This window comes from Micromonospora sp. AB353 (genome assembly GCF_049538395.1).
In the GTDB taxonomy this organism is placed as follows: domain Bacteria; phylum Actinomycetota; class Actinomycetes; order Mycobacteriales; family Micromonosporaceae; genus Micromonospora; species Micromonospora aurantiaca.
In genome coordinates, this window is the sequence record NZ_JBMVFV010000020.1 from 58,838 (window position 1) to 82,624 (window position 23,787).

Sequence of the window (23,787 nt, forward strand, 5' to 3'; positions counted from 1 at the left end):
GACACCATCCGCGCGGCGACCCCGCCGCGCGCACCCTGTGTCCCAACAGTTGCACACCCGGTGCCCCACGGGAGGCGCTCATCCGGCAGAGTTGACGCGTGCAGTCGTCCCCGGGGATGGTCACCGTCGCGGTGTTGAGCGGGATCGCCGCGGCCGGCGCCGCCGTGCTGCTCGCCGCCTCGGTGCGGCGCCGCACCGGCCCCCGCCGGCCGGCTCACCTGCTGCTCGCGGTCGCCGCCGGAGCCGCCCTGTTCAGTCTCCTGGTCGGTCTCGGCGGTCTGCTGGCCGCCGGTGACCACTGGGCGCACCGGCAGGGCCAGCGAACCGGATGGGCGGTCCTGGTCGCCGTCGGCACGACGCTCGCCGCGCTCGGTCTCGGCGCCGCCGTGCTGCGGCTGCCCGGCGCTGCCGCGTCCCGGGCGGCCACCGCCCGGCTGCTGCTCGACGGCCTGATCATGGGCAGCGCACTCTGGTTCGTCGGCTGGGTGGCGATCAGCGAGCCGACCCGGCTGCTCGGCGACGCCACCCCGGTCGCCTGCCTTCCGATCGTGCTGGCCACGGTCAGCGCGGCGCTCACCACCGGGCTCACCGTGATCGTCGTGCTGCGGGTCGCGCCGCCGCGCGGGTGGCTCACGCTGCTCGCGGCCGGCGCGACAGCGGTGACGGCCGGCGGGCTGGCCGTGTCCGCCGGGCTCTGCCAGGCCGGCCCGGGCATGGTGCTCACCGGCGCGGTGCTGACCGCCGCCGGGCTGATGGCCACCGCCGTGGCCGGGCGCCGCGCCGACCTGACGCAGCTCGACGTCGACTTCATCCGCCGCGACGGCGAGTACGCCTTCGTGCCGATGTTCGCGATGGCTGCCTCCGCGATGTACCACCTGGTGCAGGGCGGCGGGTTCGACGGGTACGCGATCGTGGCCGGCACGGTCGAGGGGTTCGCCCTGGTGACCCGGCAATACCTCGCGTTGAACGACGTCCGCGGCTACGCGATCCGGCTCGCCGAGCGCGAGGCGCACTTCCGCGAGCTGGCGCACACCGACCCGCTGACCGGGCTGGCGAACCGGCGCGGGCTGCTGCGCGCCCTGCACCGCAGTGCCGAGGCGGGCATGCCGTGCGTGCTGCTCGGGCTCGACCTCGACGGCTTCAAGAACGTCAACGACATGCGCGGACACGACGTCGGCGACGCGGTGCTGATCGAGGTGGGACGGCGGCTGCGGGGCAACCTGCGCCCGGGTGATCTGGCCGCCCGGCTCGGCGGCGACGAGTTCGCGGTGCTGATGCACGGTGCGGCCGACCCCGGCCCGGTCGCCGACCGCCTGCTCGGGGTGCTCGGCCGCCCGTACGAGCAGGGGGACGGGCCGGTCTTCCTGTCGGTGAGCATCGGGGTGGCCGCCGGGCAGCGGGAGCAGGACGTCGAGCTGCTGCTGCGCAACGCCGACCTGGCGCTGCGCTACGCCAAGCAGCGGGGCAAGAACCGGATCGAGCGCTACGACGCCACGTACGACCAGTTGCTGAGCCGGCGTACCCGGATGGAGCACGAGCTGCGCGGCGCGATCGAGCGCGACGAGCTGCGGCTGGTCTTCCAGCCGGTGGCCTCGCTGCCGTCGGTGCGGCCGGTCGGCGCGGAGGCGCTGCTGCGCTGGCGGCACCCGGAGCTGGGCAACGTCCGGCCGGACGAGTTCATCCCGCTCGCCGAGGAGTGCGGGATGATCGCCAAGCTCGGCGCGTGGGTGCTGCACCAGGCCTGCTTCCAGCTCTCCCGCTGGCTGGCCGACGGGCACGACGTCTGGGTGTCGGTGAACGTGTCGCCGCGCGAGCTGCACGCCCCGGAGTACGTGGTCCAGGTCGCCGACGCGCTGCGCGCGCACCACGTGCCGCCGCAGCGGCTGGTGCTGGAGGTGACCGAGCACGCGGTCGCCACCGACCTGGACGAGCTGATCCGGCGGCTCACCGCGCTGCGGCTGACCGGGGTGCGGATCGCGCTGGACGACTTCGGCGCCGGCTACTCCTCGCTCGGCCAGCTCCGGCGCCTGCCGATCGACATCTTGAAGATCGACCACAGTCTGGTCGCCGAGCACGAGCCGGTCCGGCCGGTCGGGCGGGACGGCCCGGCGTTCGCCCCGATGGTCGACATCGTCATGCGCCTGGGCCACCAGCTCGGGCTGGAGGTGATCGCCGAGGGCGTCACCAACCCGGCCGAGCTGGCCGCGGTGGTGGCCGCCGGGTGCCGGTTCGGCCAGGGCGCGCTGTTCGGCTGGGGCGTACCGGCCGAGCACCTGGAGGCGATGCTGGAGGCGGCCACCGCGCCGGGCAACCGGCACACCGCGATGCCGCCGTCGCCGCCGCCCGCGCCGGCGCGCGCCCCGTCGCCGCTGCTGCCCCGGCTGCGCAACAATCCGCCCGCCGCGGTGCCCGCGCAACGTCCCCCGATGGAGGGATCTTCGCAGGTGGCACCGGTCGCGGAGGGGGTGCCGGTGGCCGACGCGCCCACGTCCGTGAACCAAAATGTGGGATCAGTTGACTCATCGCGTGAGATGCGGCAGGCTTAGCCGCATGTCGTCGAACCGGTCGCCGCGAGTACTTACCTGAGCGCACTCTCCCACCGAGAGTGCGCTGGCCCCGTGCATCCTGCACGTGGGCTTTTTTGTTGCCGTCGGACCATCGCCGGGACCCCGCCGTCCCATCCTGAGAAGCGCGTCACCCACTCACTTCCGAAGGCTTGAACCGCCATGACGAGACCCACGCCAGAGACCCTCGCCCACTCCGCCCGCCGTGCCCGCTCCGGCACCGGCGCGGCCGGTGACTCCGACCCCGCCGCCCGCCCCGGCCGTACCGTCCCGGCGGCCGCCACCACCGAGACGCCCGTACGGGAGCCCGCCACCGCGCAGGTCTCGGGCGCCGGTTCGCTCGTGCGGTCGCTGGAGGCGCTCGGCGTCGATGTGGTCTTCGGCATTCCGGGCGGCGCGATCCTGCCCGCCTACGACCCGCTCTACGACTCCACGGTCCGGCACATCCTGGTCCGCCACGAGCAGGGCGCCGGGCACGCGGCCACCGGTTACGCGCAGGCCACCGGCCGGGTCGGCGTGTGCATCGCCACCTCCGGCCCGGGCGCGACGAACCTGGTGACCCCGATCGCGGACGCGTACATGGACTCGGTCCCGATGGTGGCGATCACCGGGCAGGTGGCGCGGCCGTCGATCGGCACCGACGCCTTCCAGGAGGCGGACATCCAGGGCATCACGCTGCCGATCACCAAGCACAACTTCCTGGTGCAGACCGCCGACGAGATCCCCCGCGTGCTGGCCGAGGCGTTCCACCTGGCCGCGACCGGCCGCCCCGGCCCGGTGCTCGTCGACATCCCCAAGGACGTGCTCCAGGCGCCGGCGACCTTCTCCTGGCCGCCCACGCTCGACCTGCCCGGCTACCGGCCGACGCTGCACCCGCACGGCAAGCAGATCCGCGAGGCGGCCCGGCTGATGACCGGCGCCCGTCGTCCGGTCCTCTACGTCGGCGGCGGTGTGCTCAAGGCCGGTGCCACCGAAGGGCTGCGCAAGCTGGCCGAGCAGACCGGCATCCCGGTGGTCACCACGCTGATGGCGCTGGGCGCGTTCCCCGACTCGCACCGCCAGCACCTGGGCATGCCCGGCATGCACGGCACCGTCGCCGCGGTCTACGGCCTGCAGAAGGCCGACCTGATCGTGGCGCTGGGCGCCCGCTTCGACGACCGGGTGACCGGCAGGCTCGACTCGTTCGCGCCGGACGCGACAGTCGTGCACGCCGACATCGACCCGGCCGAGATCGGCAAGAACCGGCACGCCGACGTCCCGATCGTGGGCGACGCGCGGCACGTGATCGACGAGCTGATCGCCGCCGTCACCGCCGAGCAGGCCGCCCACCCGCCGGCCGACCTGACCGACTGGTGGGCCCAGCTCGACGACCTGCGCGAGCGGTACCCGCTGGGCTTCGAGGAGCCGGCCGACGGCACGCTCTCCCCGCAGTACGTGATCAAGCGGCTGGGCGAGATCGCCGGCCCGGACGCGGTCTACGTGGCGGGCGTCGGCCAGCACCAGATGTGGGCCAGCCAGTTCATCTCGTACGAGAAGCCGCACACCTGGCTCAACTCCGGCGGCCTGGGCACGATGGGCTACGCCGTCCCGGCCGCGATGGGCGCCAAGGTCGGCAAGCCGGACACCACGGTGTGGGCGGTCGACGGCGACGGCTGCTTCCAGATGACCAACCAGGAGCTGGCGACCTGCGCGCTGGAGGGCATCCCGATCAAGGTCGCCGTGATCAACAATGGCAACCTCGGCATGGTGCGGCAGTGGCAGACCCTGTTCTACGGGGAGCGCTACTCCAACACCGAGCTGGGCACCCACAAGCACCGCATCCCGGACTTCGTCAAGCTCGCCGAGGCGCTCGGCTGCGTCGGTCTGCGCTGCGAGAACGCCGCCGACGTGGACAAGACCATCGAGGCGGCCATGGCGATCAACGACGCGCCGGTGGTCATCGACTTCGTGGTCGGCAAGGACGCGATGGTCTGGCCGATGGTCGCCGCCGGCACCAGCAACGACGAGATCATGTTCGCCAGGGGTGTGCGCCCCGCGTTCGACGAGGACGAGTTGTAGTCATGACCGAATGCACCGAGCGCAGCGAGGGCCATGAGGGCATGACGAGGAAGGCTCAGCAATGACTATGCACACGCTGTCCGTGCTGGTGGAGAACAAGCCGGGTGTCCTGGCCCGGGTCTCCGGGCTGTTCTCCCGGCGCGGGTTCAACATCGACAGCCTCGCCGTCGGCGAGACCGAGAACCCGGACGTCTCCCGCATCACCATCGTGGTCAACGCCGAGTCCTCGCCGCTGGAGCAGGTGACCAAGCAGCTCAACAAGCTGGTCAACGTCCTCAAGATCGTGGAACTGGACCCGCAGGTGTCGGTGGCGCGCGAGCTGCTGCTGGTCAAGGTCCGCGCGGACCGCGCGGCCCGCGCCCAGGTGCTGGAGACGGTCGGCCTGTTCCGCGCCCGGGTGGTCGACGTCGCGCCGGACACGCTGACCATCGAGGCCACCGGCACGCCGGACAAGCTCGACGCGCTGCTGCGCGACCTGGAGCCGTTCGGCATCAAGGAGATGGTCCAGTCCGGCACCGTGGCGATCGGGCGGGGTTCGCGGGCCATCACCGCCGGCCCGGCCCTGCGCGCCGCCTGATCCGTACCCACAAGTTTTTCGACGGGCCGACGGGCACCGCCGTACGAAAGGGAAGTCAATGAGCGTTGAGGTGTTCTACGACGACGACGCCGACCTGGGCCTGATCCAGGGCCGCAAGGTCGCCGTGATCGGGTACGGCAGCCAGGGCCACGCGCACGCGCTGTCGCTGCGCGACTCCGGCGTCGACGTGGTGATCGGCCTGCCCGCCGGGTCGAAGAGCCGGCCGAAGGCCGAGGAGCAGGGCCTGCGGGTGCTCACGCCCGCCGAGGCGGCGGCCGAGGCCGACGTGATCATGATCCTGGCGCCGGACACCGCCCAGCGGCACATCTACGCCGAGTCCATCGCGCCGAACCTGGCCGCGGGCAAGGCGCTGTTCTTCGGGCACGGCTTCAACATCCGGTACGGCCTGATCAAGCCCCCGGCCGACGTGGACGTGGCGATGGTCGCCCCGAAGGGCCCCGGTCACCTGGTCCGCCGCCAGTACGTCGACGGCAAGGGCGTGCCCTGCCTGGTCGCGGTCGAGCAGGACGCCAGCGGCAACGCGTTCGGCCTGGCCCTGGCGTACGCCAAGGCGATCGGCGGCACCCGGGCCGGCGCGATCCGGACCACGTTCACCGAGGAGACCGAGACCGACCTGTTCGGCGAGCAGGCGGTGCTGTGCGGTGGCGCGGCGGCGCTGGTGCAGACCGGTTTCGAGGTGCTCACCGAGGCCGGCTACGCGCCCGAGGTGGCCTACTTCGAGTGCCTGCACGAGCTGAAGCTGATCGTCGACCTGATGTACGAGGGCGGCATCGCCCGGATGCGCTACAGCATCTCCGACACCGCCGAGTACGGCGACCTGTCGCGTGGCCCGCGCGTCATCGACTCGCGGGTCAAGGACGAGATGCGCAAGATCCTCGGCGAGATCCAGTCCGGCGAGTTCGCCCGCGAGTGGGTGGCCGAGGACGAGGCGGGCCGGCCGAACTTCGCCAAGTGGCGGGCCGAGGGCGCGGCGCACCCGATCGAGGAGACCGGGCAGAAGCTGCGCGCCATGATGAGCTGGGTCGACCGGCCGATCACCGAGACCGCCTGAGCTTCTCCCTCGTGCGGCCCGCGACCCGACGCTCTCCCCGGCGTCGGGCCGCGGGCCGCAGTCCGCTCCGCCCCACCGCCGGTCAGGTGGCCGGCAGCCGGTCCGCCTCGGCGCGTACCCGCCCGGCCTCGTCCGGGCGGCCGACCGCGGACAGCGACGTGGCCAGGTTGCGCAGTGCGACGGCCATCTCCGCGGGCGGCAGCCCGCCGTCCACCGCACGCGCCTGCTCCACCGACTCGCGGTGGGCGTCGTACGCCTCGTCGAGCCGGCCCAGCGCGTCCAGCCGGTTGCCGAAATTGCCCAGCGCACGGGAGAGGTCGGCCCGATGGGCCGGATCCTCGTCGGCCAGATCCCGGCGGAGGGCCACGCACTCCCGCAGCGCCTCGGCCGCCCCCGCCACGTCACCGGACCGGATCAGGGCCCGATCCAGGCCGAACAGGGCCGCGCCCAGCAGCGCGCGATAGGCCGGTTGTCCGGCCACCAGTGCCCGGGCCAGCTCGACCGCCTCCTGGCCGGCCGCCGTCCCGGTCATACCGGCGATCCGCGTGCCGGGCGGCGGCGGATTCTCGTCGCCCCGCTTGAAGGCGGACAGGGCTGTCACCGCGCAAAGGCCCTGGACGAGCAGCGGGCGGAACACCTCGGGCAGGTCGTTGGCCCGCCGCCGGCACAGCGGCAGCAACTCCGCAAGGAGCGGCTCCACGTCGTCCCACGCCCCGGCAGTCATCCGCGCCCAGACGAGCGACACCAGTGACCGCGCCCGCTCGATGTCCCCGACTTCGCGCGCCACCTCGGCTGCCTCTTCGAGGCGGGCGACGCCCTCGTCCGCTCGGCCCGTCTCCAGCAGCAGAGCGCCGTGGGCCCGTAGCGCGGAGGCCAGGTGGGCTCCGCCTCCGTCGGGAATTCGGCCGACCCAGGGCCGGAGAAGGTCGACCGCCCGGACGACGGTCCGCTCGGCCGCGTCGACCTCTCCCATGGCCTGCCGGCACAGCGACTCCACCAGCAGCGCTCGGGCGGAGAGGACGTGTCCGGGCTCCGGTGTGACGGAGCGGGTCAGCTCCAGCGCCAGGTCGGCGGCGGTCAGCAGGTCCAGCGCCTCCCGGTGCCGACCGTCCGCGGCCACGCTGGACGCGAGTGGCACCGCTGTTGCGGCGTCCAGGCCCTTCCAGCGGAGCCGGTACCGCCAGGGCAACGCACGGTACGCGTCCCGGGCCTGCCGGCGGACGTCGAGCGCTTCGTCGTGCCGCTCCAGCGTCTGCGCGCACTCCGCGACGACCAGCAGGGTGTTGATCCGCCGCGCCCGGTCGTCGGCGGTGAGCGGTTCCGCGTCGGCCCAGGCGCGCAACGCCAGCCGCGCCGACGCGAGCGCCTCCCGAACCTCGCCGAGCTGGCTCCGGCGCCGGGCGAGCAGCAACCGAGCGGTGGCGAGCGCCACGAGCCCGAGCCGATCGGACGATCCCTCGACGTACCCGATCGCCTCGGTGAGCTCGGCGGTGACCACGGTCGTGGGACGGACGTCCGGCACGCCGGCACGGGCCACCAGCGCCCGGGCCAGAGTCGTCCGGTGCCGATCCGTGGGGTCGGCGACCAGCCGGCGGCAGAGCGCCACCGCCTCGTCGGCGGCGGCCGTCCGCCGGGCTGTTCCGCCCCGTAGGCCGCTCACCACCTGGGACCGGGTGATCAACGCCTCGGCCAGCTTCGGCCCCCAGTCGACCGGGTCGAGCCGAGCCATCGGCCGCAGCAGCGCGATCCGGACGACCACCGACATCGGCGCTTCCTCCCTCGTGACGACAGCTCCCGTTGTAGCGGGCTGCTGCCAGCGCGGCGTCCGGTGAACGGGGGATGACAAGCGTGCGACGGGCCTGTGTGAGGGCCCTCACCCCGCACTCCGGGACACGCCGGGCGGGCAGGCACCTACCATCCTTGGTGTGGTGCCCGAGCGCACCCGACGGCCGTGGCACGGATCGGCGCAGGGCGCAGCGCGGCGTCCCGGCGCCCCAGGCCGAACCATTACCGAGCGTCTACGAGGACCGATGAATCCTGTCGTACTGATCGCCGAAGAACTCGCCCCCGCCGCCATCGAGGTGCTCGCGCACGACTTCGACGTGCGCCACGTGGACGGCACCGACCGCCCCGCTCTGCTCTCCGCCCTCTCCGAGGCCGACGCGGTGATCGTACGCAGCGCCACCCAGATCGACGCCGAGGCGATCGCCGCCGCGCCGCGGCTGAAGGTGGTCGCCCGGGCCGGCGTCGGTCTGGACAACGTCGAGGTGCCGGCCGCCACCGCCCGGGGCGTCATGGTCGTCAACGCGCCCACCTCGAACATCGTCTCCGCCGCCGAGCAGGCCGTCGCGCTGCTGCTCGCGGTCGCCCGCAACACCGCCAGCGCCAGTGCCGCGCTCAAGGCGGGGGAGTGGAAGCGGTCCAAGTACACCGGCGTCGAGATCCAGGGCAAGACCGTGGGCGTGGTCGGTCTCGGTCGCATCGGCGTGCTCTTCGCGCAGCGTATCGCCGCGTTCGGCACCCGGCTGATCGCGTACGACCCGTACATCCAGCCGGCCCGCGCCGCGCAGCTCGGCGTCCGCCTGGTCGGGCTGGATGAGCTGCTGCGGGAGAGCGACTTCATCTCGATCCACCTGCCGAAGACGCCGGAGACGGTGGGCCTGATCGGCGAGAAGGAGCTGGCGATCGTCAAGCCGGGCGTCCGGATCGTCAACGCCGCCCGCGGTGGCCTGGTCGACGAGCAGGCGCTCGCCGACGCGATCGCGGAGGGCCGGGTCGCCGGCGCCGGCGTCGACGTGTACGCCAAGGAGCCGTGCACCTCCTCGCCGCTGTTCGCCTTCGACAACGTGGTGGCCACCCCGCACCTGGGCGCCTCCACGAACGAGGCGCAGGACAAGGCTGGTCTCGCGGTGGCCAAGAGCGTCAAGCTCGCGCTGCAGGGCGAGTTCGTCCCGGACGCGGTGAACGTACAGGCCGGCGGTGTGGTCGCCGAGGACGTCCGCCCGCTGCTGCCGCTGGCCGAGCGGCTGGGCCGGGCGTTCACCGCCCTGGCCGGCGGGGTGGCCGCCAGCGTCACCGTCGAGGTGCGCGGCGAGATCGCCGCCCACGACGTGTCGGTGCTCAAGCTCGCCGCGACCAAGGGCCTGTTCAGCTCCGTGGTGGAGGAGCAGGTCACCTACGTCAACGCGCCGCACCTGGCCGCCGAGCGGGGCGTCGAGGTCACGCTGGCCACGCCGGCCGAGACCGTCGACCACCCGAACCTGGTGACCGTACGCGGGGCGCTGCCGGACGGGCGTACCGTCCGCGTCTCCGGCACCGTGGCGCACACCGGCACCCGCGACGTGTTCAAGCTGACCGAGGTGGACGGTTTCGACGTGGAGATCGGCGCGGAGGGCATCCTGGTCTTCCTGCGCTACGCGGACCGGCCCGGCGTGGTCGGCACCGTCGGCACGCTGCTCGGCGAGGCCGGCGTCAACATCGCCGCCATGCAGGTGGCGCGCCGCGAGGCCGGTGGCGAGACGCTGATGACGCTCACCGTCGACCAGGCGCTCGGCGCCGACCTGCTCACCTCCGCCGCCGACTCGATCGGCGCGGTCGCCGCGAGCGCGGCCGACCTGCGCGACGTGTAGTCCGAACAGGACACATCGGGGCCCGGCCGGATGCGGCCGGGCCCTTCGTCGTCCCGGTGGGTCAGGAACGGACGCGGGCCGGTGGCGGGTAGACCGAGCCGTCCTGTGCGTCGAAGAGCATCAGGTCGTGCTCGCCGGCCAGCCGCTCGATGTCCAGCAGGACCTGGTCCGGGCAGGTCGGATACAGGTTCATCTCGATGTGGTCGGCGGCCGTGTGCAGCGGCGCCACCTCCCACGGCGTACCCGGCCGGGCCGGGCGGTCCGGATAGCTCGCCGTGATCGCCCGGTAGAAGGCGACGAGTCGCGGGTCGGGGTGCTGCTCGCCGTGGCGGCCCTCGCGGCACTGCTGTACGGCCGCCCGCACCTGCTCCGGTGTCGCCCCGTCCGGCAGGGCCCACACGCTCAGATCGAAACTCACGGCGGACAGCGTGCCATCCCGCGCCCGGCCCGTCACCTCTGCCCCACCGTGCGTTCACCGCTGATTGCCGCCATCGTTCACCCGGCGTCCGCTGTGGAGACTCTTGCGTCGAGTTGCGTCGATTCGCTAGCGTACCGATGCGGTTTCCGCTGAGTCGATCCCCGGCCCGTCTTCGGGTGGCGCGGCCGGGCGCCCGGCCCCTCGGCCCGCACCCCTCGATTGCGCGAGCCACGCGCACTCGTCGCTGACCGGCCCTCACGGTCGTTGCCGAGACCGTGGGGGCCGATCGCGCTCCGCGCCGAGCAGCAGATCAGCGCCGGTGGTGCGCGAACAGCGGGCGGTAGTCCGTGTCGTGGCGGAACCAGGCCAGCCCGGCCGGTCCGGCGGCGTACAGGGCGGTGGCGTAGGCGTCGGCGACGGCGAGGTTCGGGCCGAGCACGGTGGCGGCCACCAGCCGGTCGGTCGGCTCGCCGGTGTGCGGGTCGACGACGTGCCCGCGCCGGCCGGTGACGCCCGAGGTTCCGACCGCGCCCGTCGTCATCTCCATCACGACAGGCGTCCGGCGGGTGTCCGTGGGATGGTGCACGGCGACGCGCCACGGTCCGCCGTGGGCGGCGTGCCCGCGTACCGTCAGGTCGGCGCCGCTGAGCACGGCGTAGTCGTGGATGCCGGCGGCGCGCAACCGCGCCGCGGCCCGCTCCACCGCCCAGCCGCCGAGCAGGCCGCCCGGGTCGAAGCCGCCGGGCACCGCCCAGGCGTCGAACCAGCCGTCGGTGGCCGCCCGCATCGCGGCGCAGAGGTCGATCAGGTCGGCCAGCGGGGGGTACGAGTCGGGGCTGATCTCGTCGCGGCGCAGCCGGGAGACGAGGCTGTCCGGCCGGTTCGGGCCGTAGGTGAGGTCGACGGCGCGCAGTTCGGCGACCGCGTCACGCAGCGCCTCGCTGACCGCCCGGTGACCGAACCACTCCGGCGCGTTGAGCAGCATGGTGTAGTCGGCGGTCGAGGTGGTGACGGTGTGCCGGACGCTGATCCGCCCGGACGCGGAGGCGCCGGCCCGCTCGACGCGGTGCTTCGTGGCGCCCAGGTGCAGGTCGGGCCGGAGCGGGCGGAATACGGACTGGTCGACCCAGCGGGTACGTGGTTGTTCGTCCGCCCAGTGGGCCCGCCGGTGCTCGATCCGCATGACACCTGCCCCCTCGGTGGTCGCCGCCGCGGCGCGACGGTGCCGGATTCCAGGCCCCCGTCGACCCGGTGAATCCGACCCTAAGCAGTGGAGATGACCGCAGCATGAGTGCCGGCTGGGAGCCTCCTGTGATTCGCCGTCCCGGATGATGGAAGATTCGTACCGGGGGGCGGGACGGCGACGTACGGTTGCGCCTAACGACAAGACGAGGAGCGTCAGGTGGCACACATCGCGGTGGTGGCCGGCGACGGCATCGGACCCGAGGTGGTCGCGCAGGCCCGCAAGGTCCTCGACGCGGTGGTGCCCGGGATCGAGGCCACCGAGTACGACCTGGGCGCGGCACGCTACCACCGCACCGGCGAGGTGCTGCCCGACTCCGTCCTCGACGAGCTGGCCGGCCACGACGCCATCCTGCTCGGCGCGGTGGGCGACCCCACCGTGCCGCCGGGTGTGCTGGAGCGCGGTCTGCTGCTCAAGCTCCGGTTCGCCTTCGACCAGTACGTCAACCTGCGCCCGTCCCGGCTCTGGCCCGGCGTCGCCGGCCCGCTCGCCGCGGTCAAGCCCGGCGAGGTCGACCTCGTCGTGGTCCGCGAGGGCACCGAGGGGCTGTACGCGGGCGCCGGCGGCGCGCTGCACCGGGACACCCCGGCCGAGGTGGCCACCGAGGAGAGCCTGAACACCCGGCACGGCGTCGAGCGGGTGATCCGTGACGCGTTCGCCCGGGCGGGCCGCCGGGAGCGGCGCAAGGTCACGCTCGTGCACAAGACCAACGTGCTCACCCACGCCGGGTCGCTGTGGGCGCGCGCCTTCGCCGCAGTGGCCGCCGAGCACCCGGACGTGACCACCGAATACCAGCACATCGACGCCGCAGCGATGTTCCTGGTGACGAACCCGTCCCGGTACGACGTGGTGGTCACCGACAACCTCTTCGGCGACATCCTCACCGACATCGCCGCCGCCGTGACCGGTGGCATCGGGCTCGCGGCCAGCGGCTGCATCAACCCCGAGGGGCGCTACCCGTCGATGTTCGAGCCGGTGCACGGCTCGGCGCCGGACATCGCCGGCCAGGGCGTCGCCGACCCGGTCGCCGCGGTGCTGTCCGCCGCGCTGCTGCTCGACCAGCTCGGCCACCCCGACGCCGCCGCCCGGGTCACCGCCGCGGTCGGCGCCGAGCTGGCCGCGCGTACGCCGGGGACGCCGCTGCGCACCGAGGAGGTCGGCGACCGGCTCGCCGCGTACGCCGTAGCCTGACCGGGCCGACCCTGCTGGCGGCCCGGTACCGGGCCGCCAGACCCGTCACCGGGCCACCCCGACCGTCCGGCGCGTCGTCTCCGCCGGGGCGGAGCTATCCGCTGAACGACCGTTCGGGGTAAGTTTTCTGGCACCAGTGACGTCGGCGTGCGATCCCGCATGCCGTCAACCCGCAGGGAGGTCAGCGCGATGAGCGGTGGTGACATGCTCGATTTCGAGATCCGTCCGAATCCCGCGCCGGTATCCGCCGCCGACCGGGCCGCCCTGCTGGCGAACCCCGGCTTCGGCCGGGTCTTCACCGATCACATGGTCACGATCCGCTACGCCGAGGGCAAGGGCTGGTACGACGCCCGCCTGGAGGCGCGCGCGCCGATCCCGATGGACCCGGCCGCGGCGGTGCTGCACTACGCGCAGGAGATCTTCGAGGGGCTGAAGGCGTACCGCACCGGTGACGCGGTGACGATGTTCCGTCCCGAGGCCAACGCGGCCCGGTTCGCCGCGTCGGCCCGCCGGCTGGCCATGCCGGAGCTGCCGGAGGCGACGTTCGTGGAGTCGCTGCGCCGGCTGGTCGAGGTCGACCAGGCGTGGATCCCGGAGCACGAGGACGCCAGCCTCTACCTGCGGCCGTTCATGTTCGCCAGCGAGGTCTTCCTCGGCGTCCGCCCGGCCAACGAATACCTCTACTGCGTGATCGCCTCGCCGGCCGGCGCGTACTTCGCCGGTGGCGTGAAGCCGGTGACGGTCTGGGTCTCGCCGGACTACACCCGGGCCGCGCCCGGCGGCACCGGCGCGGCCAAGTGCGGCGGCAACTACGCCGCCTCGCTCGCCGCGCAGGCCGAGGCGATCGAGGCCGGCTGCGACCAGGTGGTGTTCCTGGACGCGGTGCAGCGGCGGTACGTCGACGAGCTGGGCGGCATGAACGTCTTCTTCGTCTACGACGACGGCAGCATCGTCACCCCGCCGCTGGGCGGCACGATCCTGCCGGGCATCACCCGCGACGCGATCCTCACCCTCGCCGGGGAGGCCGGGCACGAGGTGCGGGAGGCGCCGGTCAGCTTCGACGACTGGCGGGCCGACGCGGCGAGCGGCCGGCTGCGCGAGGTGTTCGCCTGCGGCACCGCCGCCGTCATCACCCCGATCGGCGGCGTGCGCTTCCCCGACGGCGAGTTCCTCATCGGCGGCGGCGAGCCGGGCCGGGCCACGATGGCGTTGCGGCAGAAGCTCGTCGACATCCAGCGCGGCCGCGCCGCCGACCCGCACGGCTGGGTCACCCGGGTTCTCTGACGGCCCTTCGCGGTGAGCAGGGATTCCGCTCCCTGCTCACCGCGGCGGCGTCAGTCCAGCAGGTGGGTGCGCAGGGACTCCACCTGCGCCTCGGTGACGCCGGCGTGGGTCAGGTAGCCCTCGACGGAGCCGTAGCCGGTGCGCAACTCGGCGAGGAACAGCTCCATCGTCTCGGCCGGTGACTCCAGGAACGGCGGCGGTGGTTCCGCCGCGTCCGGCAGCGTGGCCCGGACCCACTCGGTGAAGCGCCGCGACGCGGCGGTGCTGAGCGCGTAGTCTGCCACCACGTCCTCGTCGGGCACCCCGAGCACGGAGAGCGTGAGCGCGCAGACGATACCGGTGCGGTCCTTGCCGGCGACGCAGTGCACCACCACCGGGGCGTTGGCGCTGTCCGCGATCAAGCCGACCGCCTCGGCGAGCCCGGCGGTGCCGGTACGCGCCAGGTCGGCGTACCGGTCGGCCAGGTAGCGGGCCAGGCTGACGCCGGAGGCGTCGAACCGGTTCGCACCCCAGTCGGCGTGCTCGGGGTGGATGTGCCGGTAGGTCAGCCCGTCGTAGTCGGGCACCCGCCCGTCGCGTTCCACCTCGGACGGCCGGCGCAGGTCGATGACGGTACGGATGCCGAGCGCGGTGAACGTGGCCCGGTCGGTCTCGTCGATGCGGTGCAGCGAGTCGGAGCGGTAGAGCCGGCCGCGGCGGACGGTGCGCCCGTCCCGAGTGGCGTATCCGCCGACGTCGCGGAAGTTGAACAGGGCGGGGAAGGGGCTCTGCGGGGCGTCCACATCCGACACGGTAACGGCCGGCGGGGCGTTCGTCCGTCCCGCCGGCCGTCGCCGGGATGTCAGGCGCGCGGCGGCACGTCCGGCGGCAGCGCCGAGTGGTTCTCGCCGTAGTAGCCGCCCAGCCGGTCCCGGTAGCCCGGTTCGGCGTGGCTGGACTCGTCGTACTCCGGGGCGGCCTTGATCTGGTCCTTCTCCCGGTCGACGTGCACGGTGCGGGCGTCGTGGTCGACGTGGTTCACGGTCCCGGCCGGGAGCATCACCTTCTTGCCGAAGATCCACGGCCCGGTGTCCACGACCAGGTAGCTGTCGTCCACCTCGTGGCTCGCCCGGTCGATCTTGCCGATGGCACCGTCGGTGGCCTCGACCTTGTAGCCGGTCAGGTCGGCGCTCGCCACACCCGCCTCGTCGCGGTAGCGCCACGGGTCGAAGGCACCCGCCGGGGCGCCCCCGGCGACCGTGCCCCGGCCGTCGTCGAGGATCGGCTCGGTGCCGCCGTGCGTGGCGCGCGGGTCCAGTCCGTCCATGTGCCGCCTCCCGTCCCCAGGGCCGCGGCCGTCGCGGCACCGTCGTCAGTCGGGAGGGTTACCCACCCTGTCCGGGCACCAACCCGCCGGCGTCCGGCCCGCCGACGCCGAGGGGCCGGCGCCACGGTGGTGACGCCGGCCCCTCGGGTCGTCGGTCCGCGCGGTGCCGGTCGGGCACGTGCGGGCCGATGGATCAGGCCAGTGCGGCCTCCGCGTCAAGGGTCACCGCGGCGGCGTGGACGACGGCGGCGATGCGCAGCCCCTCGTGCACCTGCTCACGGCTGAACCCGGCCGCGCGCAGCGTCTTCTCGTGCGACTCCAGGCAGACGCCGCAGCCGGTGATCGCCGAGACGGCGAGGCACCACAGTTCGAAGTCGGTCTTCTCCACGCCGGGGCGGGCGATGATCTGCATCCGCAGCCGGGCCGGCAGCGACGCGTACTGCTCGTCGCCGATCAGGTGCTTGGCCCGGTAGTAGACGTTGTTCATCGCCATCACCGCCGCCGCGCCCTTGGCCGCCGCGACCGCCTCGGGCGTGAGGTGACCGGCCGCCTCGGCGGCGATCTCCCGCAGCACCACCGGGTTGCGGGCCGCCACCGCGCAGGCCAGGGCGGTGCCCCAGGCCTGCTCCGGCTTCAGCGTCGAGGTGGTGATGGTGGAGCCGAGGTTGAGGCGGATGTCCTTGGCGTACTCCGGCAGGCCCGCCTTGATCGCGTCCAGGCCCATGGTCAGGCCCCGGCGCCGGCGAGGAGCGCGTTGGCGTCGAGCGTCGCCGCGCCCTTGTTCCAGTTGCACGGGCACAGCTCGTCGGTCTGGAGCGCGTCGAGCACCCGCAGCACCTCGGAGACGTTGCGGCCGACCGAACCGGCGGTCACCATGACGAACTGGATCTCGTTGTTCGGATCCACGATGAAGGTGGCCCGCTGCGCGACACCGTCGGCGCCGAGCACGCCGCAGGCGGAGGTCAGCTCACGCTTGATGTCGCTGAGCATCGGGAACGGCAGCTCGCGCAGGTCCGGGTGGTCCTTGCGCCAGGCGTAGTGGACGAACTCGTTGTCGACGGAGACGCCGAGCACCTGGGCGTCGCGGTCGGCGAACTCGCCGTTGAGGCGGCCGAACTCGGCGATCTCGGTGGGGCAGACGAAGGTGAAGTCCTTCGGCCAGAAGAACACGACGCGCCACTGGCCCTCGTGGGACTTGTGGTGGATCGTCTCGAACGCCTTGTCGGCGTCGAGCGACACGCAGGCGGTGAGTTCGTACTCGGGGAAGTGGTCACCGACAGTGAGCACGGGTCCTCCTTGAGCGTGGCCCGGCAGCACCGCCGAGCCAGTAACTGGATCAGTTCAAGATTCTTCCGCAGCCCCGCTTGTGCTCGTGGTGGGCGGTGGCCCGGTGTGAAGGCGATCACCAGGGCGGTCGTCGTCCCGGAATATGGGTTTCGCCTCCCAAAAACGAGGGCGGGGTGGCAGAGTACGGGTCGTGACCAGCTTCGTCCTGATCATTAGCAGCTAGCGCGCCGGCCTTCCCTCGCCGAGCGCGCAGACCTCCCGCATCCGCGGGGGGTCTTTTTGTTTGCTCCCCAGGGCACGAGAAGAGGACTCCGATGACGTTCCAGGTGTACGACACGACGCTGCGCGACGGCGCGCAGCGCGAAGGGCTCACGTACTCGGTGGTCGACAAGCTGGCGGTGGCCCGCCTGCTGGACGACCTCGGAGTCGGCTTCATCGAGGGTGGCTGGCCGGGCGCGGTGCCCAAGGACACCGAGTTCTTCCGCCGCGCCCGCACCGAGCTGGAGCTGCGGCACGCGATCCTGGTCGCCTTCGGAGCCACCCGCAAGGCCGGGCTCGCGGTCGAGGACGACCCGCAGGTGCGCGGCCTGCTCGACGCACAGACCCCGGCCGTGGCCCTGGTCGCCAAGGCGGACCTGCGGCACGTGGAACGCGCGCTGCGCACCACCGCCGAGGAGAACCTCGCGATGATCCGCGACACCGTGTCGTACCTGGTGGCGCAGGGGCGGCGCGTCTTCGTCGACGGGGAGCACTGCTACGACGGGTTCCGGTTCGACCCGGGCTACACCGCCGCGGTGGCGGAGACCGCGCTGGCCGCCGGCGCCGAGCGGTTCGTGCTCTGCGACACCAACGGCGGCATGCTGCCCTCCCAGGTCACCGCCGTGATCGAGCAACTGGTGGCGCGGACCGGGATCGCGCCGGAGCGGCTCGGCATGCACGCGCAGAACGACACCGCCTGCGCGGTCGCCAACACGATCGCCGCGGTCGAGGCGGGCGTCCGGCACGTGCAGGGCACCGCCAACGGGTACGGCGAGCGCCCCGGCAACGCCGACATCTTCGCGATCGTCGCCAACCTCCAGCTCAAGCTGGGCATGCCCGTCCTACCGGAGGGCTGCCTGGAACAGATGGTGCGGGTCTCGCACGCCATCGCCGAGATCGCCAACATCGCCCCCGACACCCACCAGGCCTACGTCGGGGCCGCCGCCTTCGCTCACAAGGCGGGGCTGCACGCGAGCGCGATCAAGGTCGACCCGTTGCTCTACAACCACGTGGAACCCGCTGTGGTGGGCAACGACATGCGGATCCTGGTGACCGAGATGGCCGGCCGGGCCAGCATCGAGCTCAAGAGCCGCGAGCTCGGTCTGGACCTGGCCGGCCATCCGGACGCCCTGTCCCGGGTCACCGGGCGGGTCAAGGAACTGGAGGCCGACGGCTGGTCGTTCGAGGCCGCCGACGCCTCGTTCGAGCTGCTGGTCCGCTCCGAGCTGCCGGATGCCGCGCCGGCCCGGCCGTTCGCGCTGGAGTCGTACCGGGTGATCGTCGAGCACCGCGAGGACGGCGCCGTGGTCTCCGAGGCGACGGTGAAGATCCGGGTACGCGGCGAGCGGGTGATCGCCACCGCGGAGGGCAACGGCCCGGTCAACGCGCTGGACGAGGCGCTGCGGGTGGGCCTCGCCCGGCACTACCCGGAGCTGCGCGACTTCGAGCTGGCCGACTACAAGGTGCGCATCCTGGAGGGCAGCCACGGCACCGGCGCTGTCACGCGCGTCCTCGTGGAGACCGCCGGCGCCGGGCGCGACTGGACCACTGTGGGCGTGCACCCGAACGTGGTCGAGGCGAGCTGGCACGCGCTCGTCGACGCGCTCACGTACGGCCTGGACCGGGCCCGGGTGCCGGGCGGGAACCCGGCCTGACTCAGCCGGCCGGCAGGCGCAGCTCGGCCAGCAGCGCGCGGTGGTCGCTACCAGGCACCGGATGGGTGCCGGCGGCGCGCACCGCGATGCGCCTGTCGACGAGGACGTGGTCGATGGTGACCGGCGGGATCGGGTCGCCGTCGTAGGGCCCCCAGGTGCCGCCGAAACCGGCGCCGGCCGCGTCCGCCGCGTCGGTGTAGCCGGTGGCGATCAGGTTCCGCAGTGCCGCGTGGTCGAGCGTGGCGTTGAAGTCCCCGGCCAGCACGCTCAGCCCGCCGTCCGGGGTGGCAGGCGGCTGGGCGCGCTGGTCGGTCCACCAGTCCGGTACCACGTCCGGGGCGTACGGCGCGGCCGGGTGCGCCGACTCCACCCGCAGCGGTGGCGCCCCCGGCACCGTCACCGTCGCGTACGCCTGGGTGAAGAAGAAGCCCCTGTTGCGCCGGTGACCGGTGTCGCGCAGCGGGTGCCGGGCGTACACGCCGGAGCCGGTCGAGCCGACCTCGGGCGTCAGCGACCGGTGCGGCAGTAGCGTGGCCAGTCCGAGCCGGTCCAGCTCGGCCGCCAGCGGTGGGGTGAGTTCCTGCACCGTGAGCACGTCGACCCGCCGCGTCCGGACCAGGTCCACCAGCGCCGCCGGGTCGGCCGAGCCGAGGCGCAGGTTGGCGGTGAGCAACAGCAGCGTCGGCCCGTCGGCGGCGGGCCGGTCGCCGGGGATCGCGCGGGGCGCCACCGCGCCGATCAGCGTCAGCGCGGCCAGGACCGCTACCACCGCCGGGGCGTGGCGCCGCAGGGCGAGCGCGGCCACCGCCACGACCGGGGCCACGGCGGCGGCGTACGGCGTGAAGGCGATCGCCTGTACCAGCGGGCCGCGTTCCAGCCCGGTCAGGCGTACCAGTGCCCACGCGGCGACCGGCGCGACGGCGAGCCAGCACGCGACGGTGGCGAGGCGGCCGCTCCGGGTGCCCGCGCGGGGCGGTCGCGGCAGGGTGATCATGGCGCTCAGGCTACCCGGATCAGGGACGGCGCGATGCCCTCCGAAACAATTTCGTGAATTGTTGCTCGCAATTTTCGGGCAGCTTTTGCGGATCGGTTGGACACGCAATAGTGCTATTGACCGCCCGCATTTTCCGGTGCTAGGTTCCACCTGGTTGAGACGTCGCGACTCTCTGTAGTAAGGCCAGCTCACGAGCGGTGCGCTCCCGGGCGGATACCCGATGATCCGCAATTTGACGCGCGCAGTCGCCGTATCACCACGGTCTACCAAGGGAGAACTCATGGCCACATTCTTGAAGCGAAAGGCGACGGTGGTGGCGCTCGCCGCGCTGTCGCTCAGCCTGGCCGGCGGCGGGATCGCCGCTGCCGCCCAGTCGGAGGCGAGGCCGCAGCCCGGTGCCCGGCACTCCACGGCGCAGCCGCCGGTGACCGCCGCCGAGCGGCAGGCGGCCCGCACCGCCATGCGGGCCACCCTGGCCCCACCGGCGGCCGGCCAGGTCGCCTGGGCCGTCGTGGCGGCAAACGGCACGCTGCTGCAGCACTCCGGCAACGTGGTGTCCTCGTTCCGGTTCACCCCCGGCATCGGGGTGTCCCCCGGGCAGTACCAGGTGCTGTTCGACTACAACGTGTCCGCCAAGGCGTACCACGTGTCGATCGGCACGAACGACTCGGCGAACGTCCCGCCGGGCGGCGAGATCTCGGCCGCGCCCCGCACGCTGACCCCGAACGCCGTCTTCGTGCAGACGCGCAGTTCCTCCGGCAGCGCCTCGGACCGGCCCTTCCACATCCTGGTCGCCAACTGACCTGACCGGCCCGCACCGGCCCCCGCTCCGGCGGGGGTCGGTGTCGTGTTCCGTACCGGTCCGGCCGGTGCCGCGCCGCTTCGTGCCGTTCCCGCCCGGCTGGGGAGATGGTGCCGGTCCGGCCCTCCGACCACCGCCCAGGGACCGATAATCCGACGTTTGTCGCCGGTCCGGCACGGGAAGCAAGCACCGTGACGGACATCTCGGACACCCCGGCCAGCGTGCTCAGCCCGGTCGACGCCGATGCGGGCGGCGTCGAGCTGGAACAGACCCTCGTCGAGGTCAAACGCGTGATCGTCGGGCAGGATCGGCTCGTCGACCGCCTGCTCACCGCCCTCGTCGCCGACGGGCACTGCCTGCTGGAGGGCGTACCGGGGGTGGCCAAGACACTGGCCGCCCAGACACTCGCCACAGTGGTCGGTGGCACGTTCTCCCGGATCCAGTTCACCCCCGACCTGGTCCCCTCCGACATCGTCGGCACCCGCATCTACCGCGCCTCCACCGAACAGTTCGATGTCGAGCTGGGGCCGATCATGGCGAACCTGGTGCTCGCCGACGAGATCAACCGGGCCCCGGCCAAGGTGCAGTCGGCGCTGCTCGAGGCGATGGCCGAGCGGCAGGTCTCCATCGCCGGCCGGAGCTGGCCGGTGCCGGACCCGTTCCTGGTCCTGGCCACCCAGAACCCGATCGAGTCCGAGGGCGTCTACCAGCTCCCCGAGGCGCAACGCGACCGCTTCCTCATGAAGGTCGTGGTCGACTACCCGAGCGACGCCGACGAACTGGCCATCCTCTACCGGATGAGCACCGAGCGGCCCACCGCGCGTACCGTGCTCGACCCGGTCCGGCTGCGTGAACTCCAGCGCCGCGCGACGGACGTCTTCGTCCACCACGCGCTCGCCGAGTACGTGGTCCGCCTCATCCTCGCCACCCGCGACCCGGAGCGCTTCGGCCTGCCCGACGTCGCGCCCCTGCTGGCGTACGGGGCCAGCCCCCGGGCCACGCTCGGCCTGGTGGCCGCCGCCCGCGCGCAGGCGCTCATCCACGGCCGGGACTACGTGCTCCCCGAGGACATCCGGGAACTCGCGGTGGACGTGCTGGCGCACCGCCTCGTGCTCTCCTTCGACGCGATCGCCGACGGCATCTCCGGCGAGGACGTGGTACGCCGCGTCATCGAGGCGGTGCCGCCGCCCCGACTGGTGAACGGGCCCACCGAGACGGTGAACGACCTGGCGGCGGCATGACCGGCGAGGCCGGACCCGGGCTCGCCGATCTCGCCCCGGACCAGCGGCTGCGCCGGCTGGAGCTGACGGTGACCCGGCGGCTCGACGGCCTGCTGCACGGCCGGTACCGCGGCCTGCTCCCCGGGCCCGGCAGCGAGGCGGCCGGCAGCCGCGAGTACCGGCCCGGCGAGGACGAGGTACGCCGGATGGACTGGGCGGTCACCGCCCGGACCACGGTCCCGCACGTCCGCGAGGTCGACGCGGACCGGGAACTCACCACCTGGCTGCTCGTCGACGCCAGCCCCAGCATGGAGTACGGCACGTCCACGCTGGACAAACGGGAACTGGCGGTGGCCGCCGTCGCGGCGGTCGGCTTCCTCACCGCCGGGGTCGGCAACCGGCTCGGCGCCCAGGTGCTCACCCCGGACGGGCTGCGCCGGTTCCCGGCCCGCAGCGGGCGTACCCATCTGCTGGGGCTGCTGCGCGCGCTGCTCGGCGCCCCGCGTACCGGCGACGTGCCGGACTCCGACGGCGCGGGTGCGGCCGGCGCGGCGCGGACCGGCGCGGCGCCCGGCCTGGTCGACGGGCTGGACGGCCTCCAGCGCGTCGCCACCCGGCGCGGGCTCGTGGTGATCGTCTCCGACTTCCTCGACGAGCTGCCCGACGACCCGGACGCCGCGCCGCCGCCGTGGGCCGCCGCGCTGCGCCGCCTCGCGGTACGGCACCAGGTGCTCGCCGTCGAGGTGACCGACCCGCGCGAGCTGGAACTGCCGGACGTCGGCCTGATCACGCTGGTCGACCCGGAGAGCGGCCGGCACCGCGAGGTGTGGACCGGCGACCCGGGCCTGCGCGAGCGGTACGCCCGTGCCGCCGCCGAGCAGCGCGACCAGGTACGCCGCACGCTGCGCCGGGCCGGCGCCACCCACCTGGCGCTGCGCACCGACCGGGACTGGTGCGCGGACGTCGTCCGGTACGTGCACGAGCAGCGCCGGCTGGCCACCGTGCCGGCCGCGGCCCGCGGAGGTGTCGCATGACCTGGCAGTCACCCGCCCGCCTCTGGCTGCTGCTCGCCGTCGTCGCGCTGGTCGCCGGTTACCTGGTGCTGCAACGGCGGCAGAGCCGGTACGCGGTGCGCTTCACCAACCTGCGCCTGCTCGACCGGGTCGCCCCGCGCCGCCCGGCCTGGCGGCGGCACGTCCCGGCGGGACTGTTCCTGGCCATGCTGGCGCTGCTGGTGGTCGGGTTCGCCCGGCCCGAGGCGGAGGTGCGGGTGCCCCGGGAGCGGGCCACGGTGATGGTCGCGGTGGACGTCTCCACCTCGATGCTCGCCGGTGACGTGGACCCGGACCGGCTGACCGCGGCCAAGGAGGCGGGCCGGCGGTTCGTCGACGGGCTGCCCGACGAGTTCAACGTCGGTCTCGTCGCGTTCGCCGGCAGCGCGGCCGTGCTGGTGCCGCCGAGCACCGACCGGGAGGCGCTGCACGACGGCATCGGGCGGCTGGCCGAGGGCATCACCGGCGTGCAGGGCACCGCCATCGGCGAGGCGATCAGCACCTCGCTCGGCGCGGTCAAGAGCCTGGACGCCACCGCCGCCAAGGATCCGCCGCCGGCCCGGATCATCATCCTCTCCGACGGCGCGAACACCTCCGGCATGGACCCGATGGAGGCCGCCGACCAGGCGGTCGCCGCGAAGGTGCCGGTGCACACCATCTCCTTCGGCACGCCCGGCGGCTCGGTCGACAGGGGCGGCCGGGCGATCCAGGTGCCGGTGGACGGCCAGACGCTGCGGGCGGTCGCCGAGCAGACCGGCGGCGGCTTCCACGAGGCGTCCACCACCGCCGAGCTGAAGGACGTCTACGAGGACATCGGCACCTCGGTCGGCTACCGGACCGAGCGGCAGGACATCTCGGCCCGCTTCATCGGCCTCGGACTGGTCCTGGCGATGGGCGCCGCGGCCGGCTCGCTGCGGTGGTTCTCCCGGCTGCCCTGATCCGCACACCACTACCGCACGACACGTGAGGAGCCAGGCATGGCAGTGCAGACCGGACTCGGCGAGCCACGCGGACCGTGGTTCGTCTCGCCGGAGCTGGACCCGGACGGGCGCGGCCACCGGGACGTACCCGGCGGCGGGCCGGAGGCCGGGCGGCGGAGCCTACGGCACCGGCTGCTGAGCGTGGCGGCGGTGGTGGCGCTCTCCACCGTCTCCGGCGCGGCGGCCGGCACCTGGGC

At 73.4% G+C, this 23,787-nt stretch carries 20 protein-coding genes and 1 pseudogene; 13 read left to right on the top strand and 8 right to left on the bottom strand.

Annotated features, from left to right (window positions below; genetic code table 11):
* Positions 1-98 precede the first annotated feature (98 nt).
* The 4 genes from ACPCK6_RS11890 (at position 99) to ilvC (ending at position 6,271) form a co-directional block, all read left to right on the top strand.
* On the top strand, positions 99-2,546 hold the full coding sequence (locus tag ACPCK6_RS11890; protein WP_423481130.1) for a putative bifunctional diguanylate cyclase/phosphodiesterase: 2,448 nt from the start codon (positions 99-101) through the stop codon (positions 2,544-2,546).
* A 180-nt stretch (positions 2,547-2,726) separates the two neighbouring features.
* The gene (locus ACPCK6_RS11895; protein WP_396880236.1) at positions 2,727-4,622 is read left to right on the top strand and encodes an acetolactate synthase large subunit; all 1,896 of its coding nucleotides are present in this window, start codon (positions 2,727-2,729) and stop codon (positions 4,620-4,622) included.
* A gap of 61 nt (positions 4,623-4,683) precedes the next feature.
* On the top strand, positions 4,684-5,199 hold the full coding sequence (gene ilvN / locus ACPCK6_RS11900) for an acetolactate synthase small subunit (RefSeq protein WP_013284504.1): 516 nt from the start codon (positions 4,684-4,686) through the stop codon (positions 5,197-5,199).
* Between the two features lie 58 nt (positions 5,200-5,257).
* Entirely contained in the window at positions 5,258-6,271 is a 1,014-nt protein-coding gene (gene ilvC, locus ACPCK6_RS11905; RefSeq protein ID WP_120571299.1) for a ketol-acid reductoisomerase, read from the top strand.
* A gap of 82 nt (positions 6,272-6,353) precedes the next feature.
* On the opposite strand, the gene ACPCK6_RS11910 is transcribed toward ilvC, so the two are convergent.
* Positions 6,354-8,036, bottom strand: coding sequence for a hypothetical protein (locus ACPCK6_RS11910; RefSeq protein WP_396880238.1), 1,683 nt, complete (start codon positions 8,034-8,036; stop codon positions 6,354-6,356).
* Positions 8,037-8,301: 265 nt separating this feature from the next.
* Here ACPCK6_RS11910 and serA point away from each other — a divergent pair, with 265 nt between their 5' ends.
* Positions 8,302-9,900 (top strand): phosphoglycerate dehydrogenase, encoded by a 1,599-nt coding sequence (serA, locus tag ACPCK6_RS11915; protein ID WP_396880239.1) that lies wholly within the window; start codon positions 8,302-8,304, stop codon positions 9,898-9,900.
* 61 nt (positions 9,901-9,961) lie between these two features.
* On the opposite strand, the gene ACPCK6_RS11920 is transcribed toward serA, so the two are convergent.
* On the bottom strand, positions 9,962-10,318 hold the full coding sequence (locus tag ACPCK6_RS11920) for a hypothetical protein (RefSeq protein ID WP_318332841.1): 357 nt from the start codon (positions 10,316-10,318) through the stop codon (positions 9,962-9,964).
* Positions 10,319-10,628: 310 nt separating this feature from the next.
* Positions 10,629-11,501, bottom strand: coding sequence for an FAD:protein FMN transferase (locus tag ACPCK6_RS11925; RefSeq protein ID WP_396880240.1), 873 nt, complete (start codon positions 11,499-11,501; stop codon positions 10,629-10,631).
* Between the two features lie 219 nt (positions 11,502-11,720).
* On the opposite strand from ACPCK6_RS11925, the gene ACPCK6_RS11930 reads away from it, so the two are divergent.
* A complete protein-coding gene (locus tag ACPCK6_RS11930; RefSeq protein WP_262014728.1) occupies positions 11,721-12,752 on the top strand; it encodes a 3-isopropylmalate dehydrogenase in 1,032 nt (343 codons plus the stop codon).
* Between the two features lie 189 nt (positions 12,753-12,941).
* On the top strand, positions 12,942-14,036 hold the full coding sequence (locus ACPCK6_RS11935; protein ID WP_396880242.1) for a branched-chain amino acid aminotransferase: 1,095 nt from the start codon (positions 12,942-12,944) through the stop codon (positions 14,034-14,036).
* A gap of 50 nt (positions 14,037-14,086) precedes the next feature.
* On the opposite strand, the gene ACPCK6_RS11940 is transcribed toward ACPCK6_RS11935, so the two are convergent.
* From ACPCK6_RS11940 to ACPCK6_RS11955, 4 genes are all read right to left on the bottom strand, one after another.
* Positions 14,087-14,827 (bottom strand): tyrosine-protein phosphatase, encoded by a 741-nt coding sequence (locus ACPCK6_RS11940; RefSeq protein ID WP_423481131.1) that lies wholly within the window; start codon positions 14,825-14,827, stop codon positions 14,087-14,089.
* A gap of 50 nt (positions 14,828-14,877) precedes the next feature.
* Positions 14,878-15,342: a hypothetical protein gene (locus tag ACPCK6_RS11945; RefSeq protein ID WP_013284512.1), complete on the bottom strand. Its 465-nt coding sequence runs from the start codon at positions 15,340-15,342 to the stop codon at positions 14,878-14,880.
* Positions 15,343-15,535: 193 nt separating this feature from the next.
* Entirely contained in the window at positions 15,536-16,066 is a 531-nt protein-coding gene (ahpD, locus tag ACPCK6_RS11950) for an alkylhydroperoxidase, AhpD family (protein WP_104113885.1), read from the bottom strand.
* A 2-nt stretch (positions 16,067-16,068) separates the two neighbouring features.
* Positions 16,069-16,629: a peroxiredoxin gene (locus ACPCK6_RS11955; protein WP_396880245.1), complete on the bottom strand. Its 561-nt coding sequence runs from the start codon at positions 16,627-16,629 to the stop codon at positions 16,069-16,071.
* A 314-nt stretch (positions 16,630-16,943) separates the two neighbouring features.
* Here ACPCK6_RS11955 and cimA point away from each other — a divergent pair, with 314 nt between their 5' ends.
* Positions 16,944-18,542: a citramalate synthase gene (gene cimA / locus ACPCK6_RS11960; protein ID WP_396880246.1), complete on the top strand. Its 1,599-nt coding sequence runs from the start codon at positions 16,944-16,946 to the stop codon at positions 18,540-18,542.
* A 1-nt stretch (position 18,543) separates the two neighbouring features.
* On the opposite strand, the gene ACPCK6_RS11965 is transcribed toward cimA, so the two are convergent.
* Positions 18,544-19,536, bottom strand: coding sequence for an endonuclease/exonuclease/phosphatase family protein (locus ACPCK6_RS11965; RefSeq protein WP_423481132.1), 993 nt, complete (start codon positions 19,534-19,536; stop codon positions 18,544-18,546).
* A 280-nt stretch (positions 19,537-19,816) separates the two neighbouring features.
* Between ACPCK6_RS11965 and ACPCK6_RS11970 the strand changes: the two genes are divergently transcribed.
* The 5 genes and pseudogenes from ACPCK6_RS11970 to ACPCK6_RS11990 all read left to right on the top strand — a co-directional run.
* Positions 19,817-20,338, top strand: coding sequence for a hypothetical protein (locus ACPCK6_RS11970; protein ID WP_423481133.1), 522 nt, complete (start codon positions 19,817-19,819; stop codon positions 20,336-20,338).
* Between the two features lie 191 nt (positions 20,339-20,529).
* Positions 20,530-21,579, top strand: a complete 1,050-nt coding sequence (locus ACPCK6_RS11975; protein ID WP_423481134.1) for an AAA family ATPase — start codon at positions 20,530-20,532, stop codon at positions 21,577-21,579.
* Entirely contained in the window at positions 21,576-22,592 is a 1,017-nt protein-coding gene (locus ACPCK6_RS11980; protein ID WP_423481135.1) for a DUF58 domain-containing protein, read from the top strand. Before ACPCK6_RS11975 ends, ACPCK6_RS11980 begins: the two co-directional genes overlap by 4 nt.
* Complete coding sequence (locus ACPCK6_RS11985; protein ID WP_013284520.1) at positions 22,589-23,548, top strand: VWA domain-containing protein; 960 nt, start codon at positions 22,589-22,591, stop codon at positions 23,546-23,548. The genes ACPCK6_RS11980 and ACPCK6_RS11985 overlap by 4 nt, the downstream gene beginning before the upstream one ends.
* 39 nt (positions 23,549-23,587) lie before the next feature.
* Positions 23,588-23,787, top strand: a pseudogene (locus tag ACPCK6_RS11990) (peptidase S1); the annotation flags it as partial.

Bases quoted from the DNA above. Each gene is read 5' to 3' on its own strand.
- cimA (WP_396880246.1), top strand. From the start codon at position 16,944: ATGACGTTCCAGGTGTACGACACGACGCTGCGCGACGGCGCGCAGCGC.
- ACPCK6_RS11965 (WP_423481132.1), bottom strand. From the start codon at position 19,536: ATGATCACCCTGCCGCGACCGCCCCGCGCGGGCACCCGGAGCGGCCGC.
- ahpD (WP_104113885.1), bottom strand. From the start codon at position 16,066: ATGGGCCTGGACGCGATCAAGGCGGGCCTGCCGGAGTACGCCAAGGAC.
- ilvC (WP_120571299.1), top strand. From the start codon at position 5,258: ATGAGCGTTGAGGTGTTCTACGACGACGACGCCGACCTGGGCCTGATC.
- ACPCK6_RS11945 (WP_013284512.1), bottom strand. From the start codon at position 15,342: ATGGACGGACTGGACCCGCGCGCCACGCACGGCGGCACCGAGCCGATC.
- ACPCK6_RS11925 (WP_396880240.1), bottom strand. From the start codon at position 11,501: ATGCGGATCGAGCACCGGCGGGCCCACTGGGCGGACGAACAACCACGT.
- ACPCK6_RS11985 (WP_013284520.1), top strand. From the start codon at position 22,589: ATGACCTGGCAGTCACCCGCCCGCCTCTGGCTGCTGCTCGCCGTCGTC.
- ACPCK6_RS11980 (WP_423481135.1), top strand. From the start codon at position 21,576: ATGACCGGCGAGGCCGGACCCGGGCTCGCCGATCTCGCCCCGGACCAG.
- ACPCK6_RS11895 (WP_396880236.1), top strand. From the start codon at position 2,727: ATGACGAGACCCACGCCAGAGACCCTCGCCCACTCCGCCCGCCGTGCC.
- ACPCK6_RS11910 (WP_396880238.1), bottom strand. From the start codon at position 8,036: ATGTCGGTGGTCGTCCGGATCGCGCTGCTGCGGCCGATGGCTCGGCTC.
- ACPCK6_RS11970 (WP_423481133.1), top strand. From the start codon at position 19,817: ATGGCCACATTCTTGAAGCGAAAGGCGACGGTGGTGGCGCTCGCCGCG.
- ilvN (WP_013284504.1), top strand. From the start codon at position 4,684: ATGACTATGCACACGCTGTCCGTGCTGGTGGAGAACAAGCCGGGTGTC.
- ACPCK6_RS11935 (WP_396880242.1), top strand. From the start codon at position 12,942: ATGAGCGGTGGTGACATGCTCGATTTCGAGATCCGTCCGAATCCCGCG.
- serA (WP_396880239.1), top strand. From the start codon at position 8,302: ATGAATCCTGTCGTACTGATCGCCGAAGAACTCGCCCCCGCCGCCATC.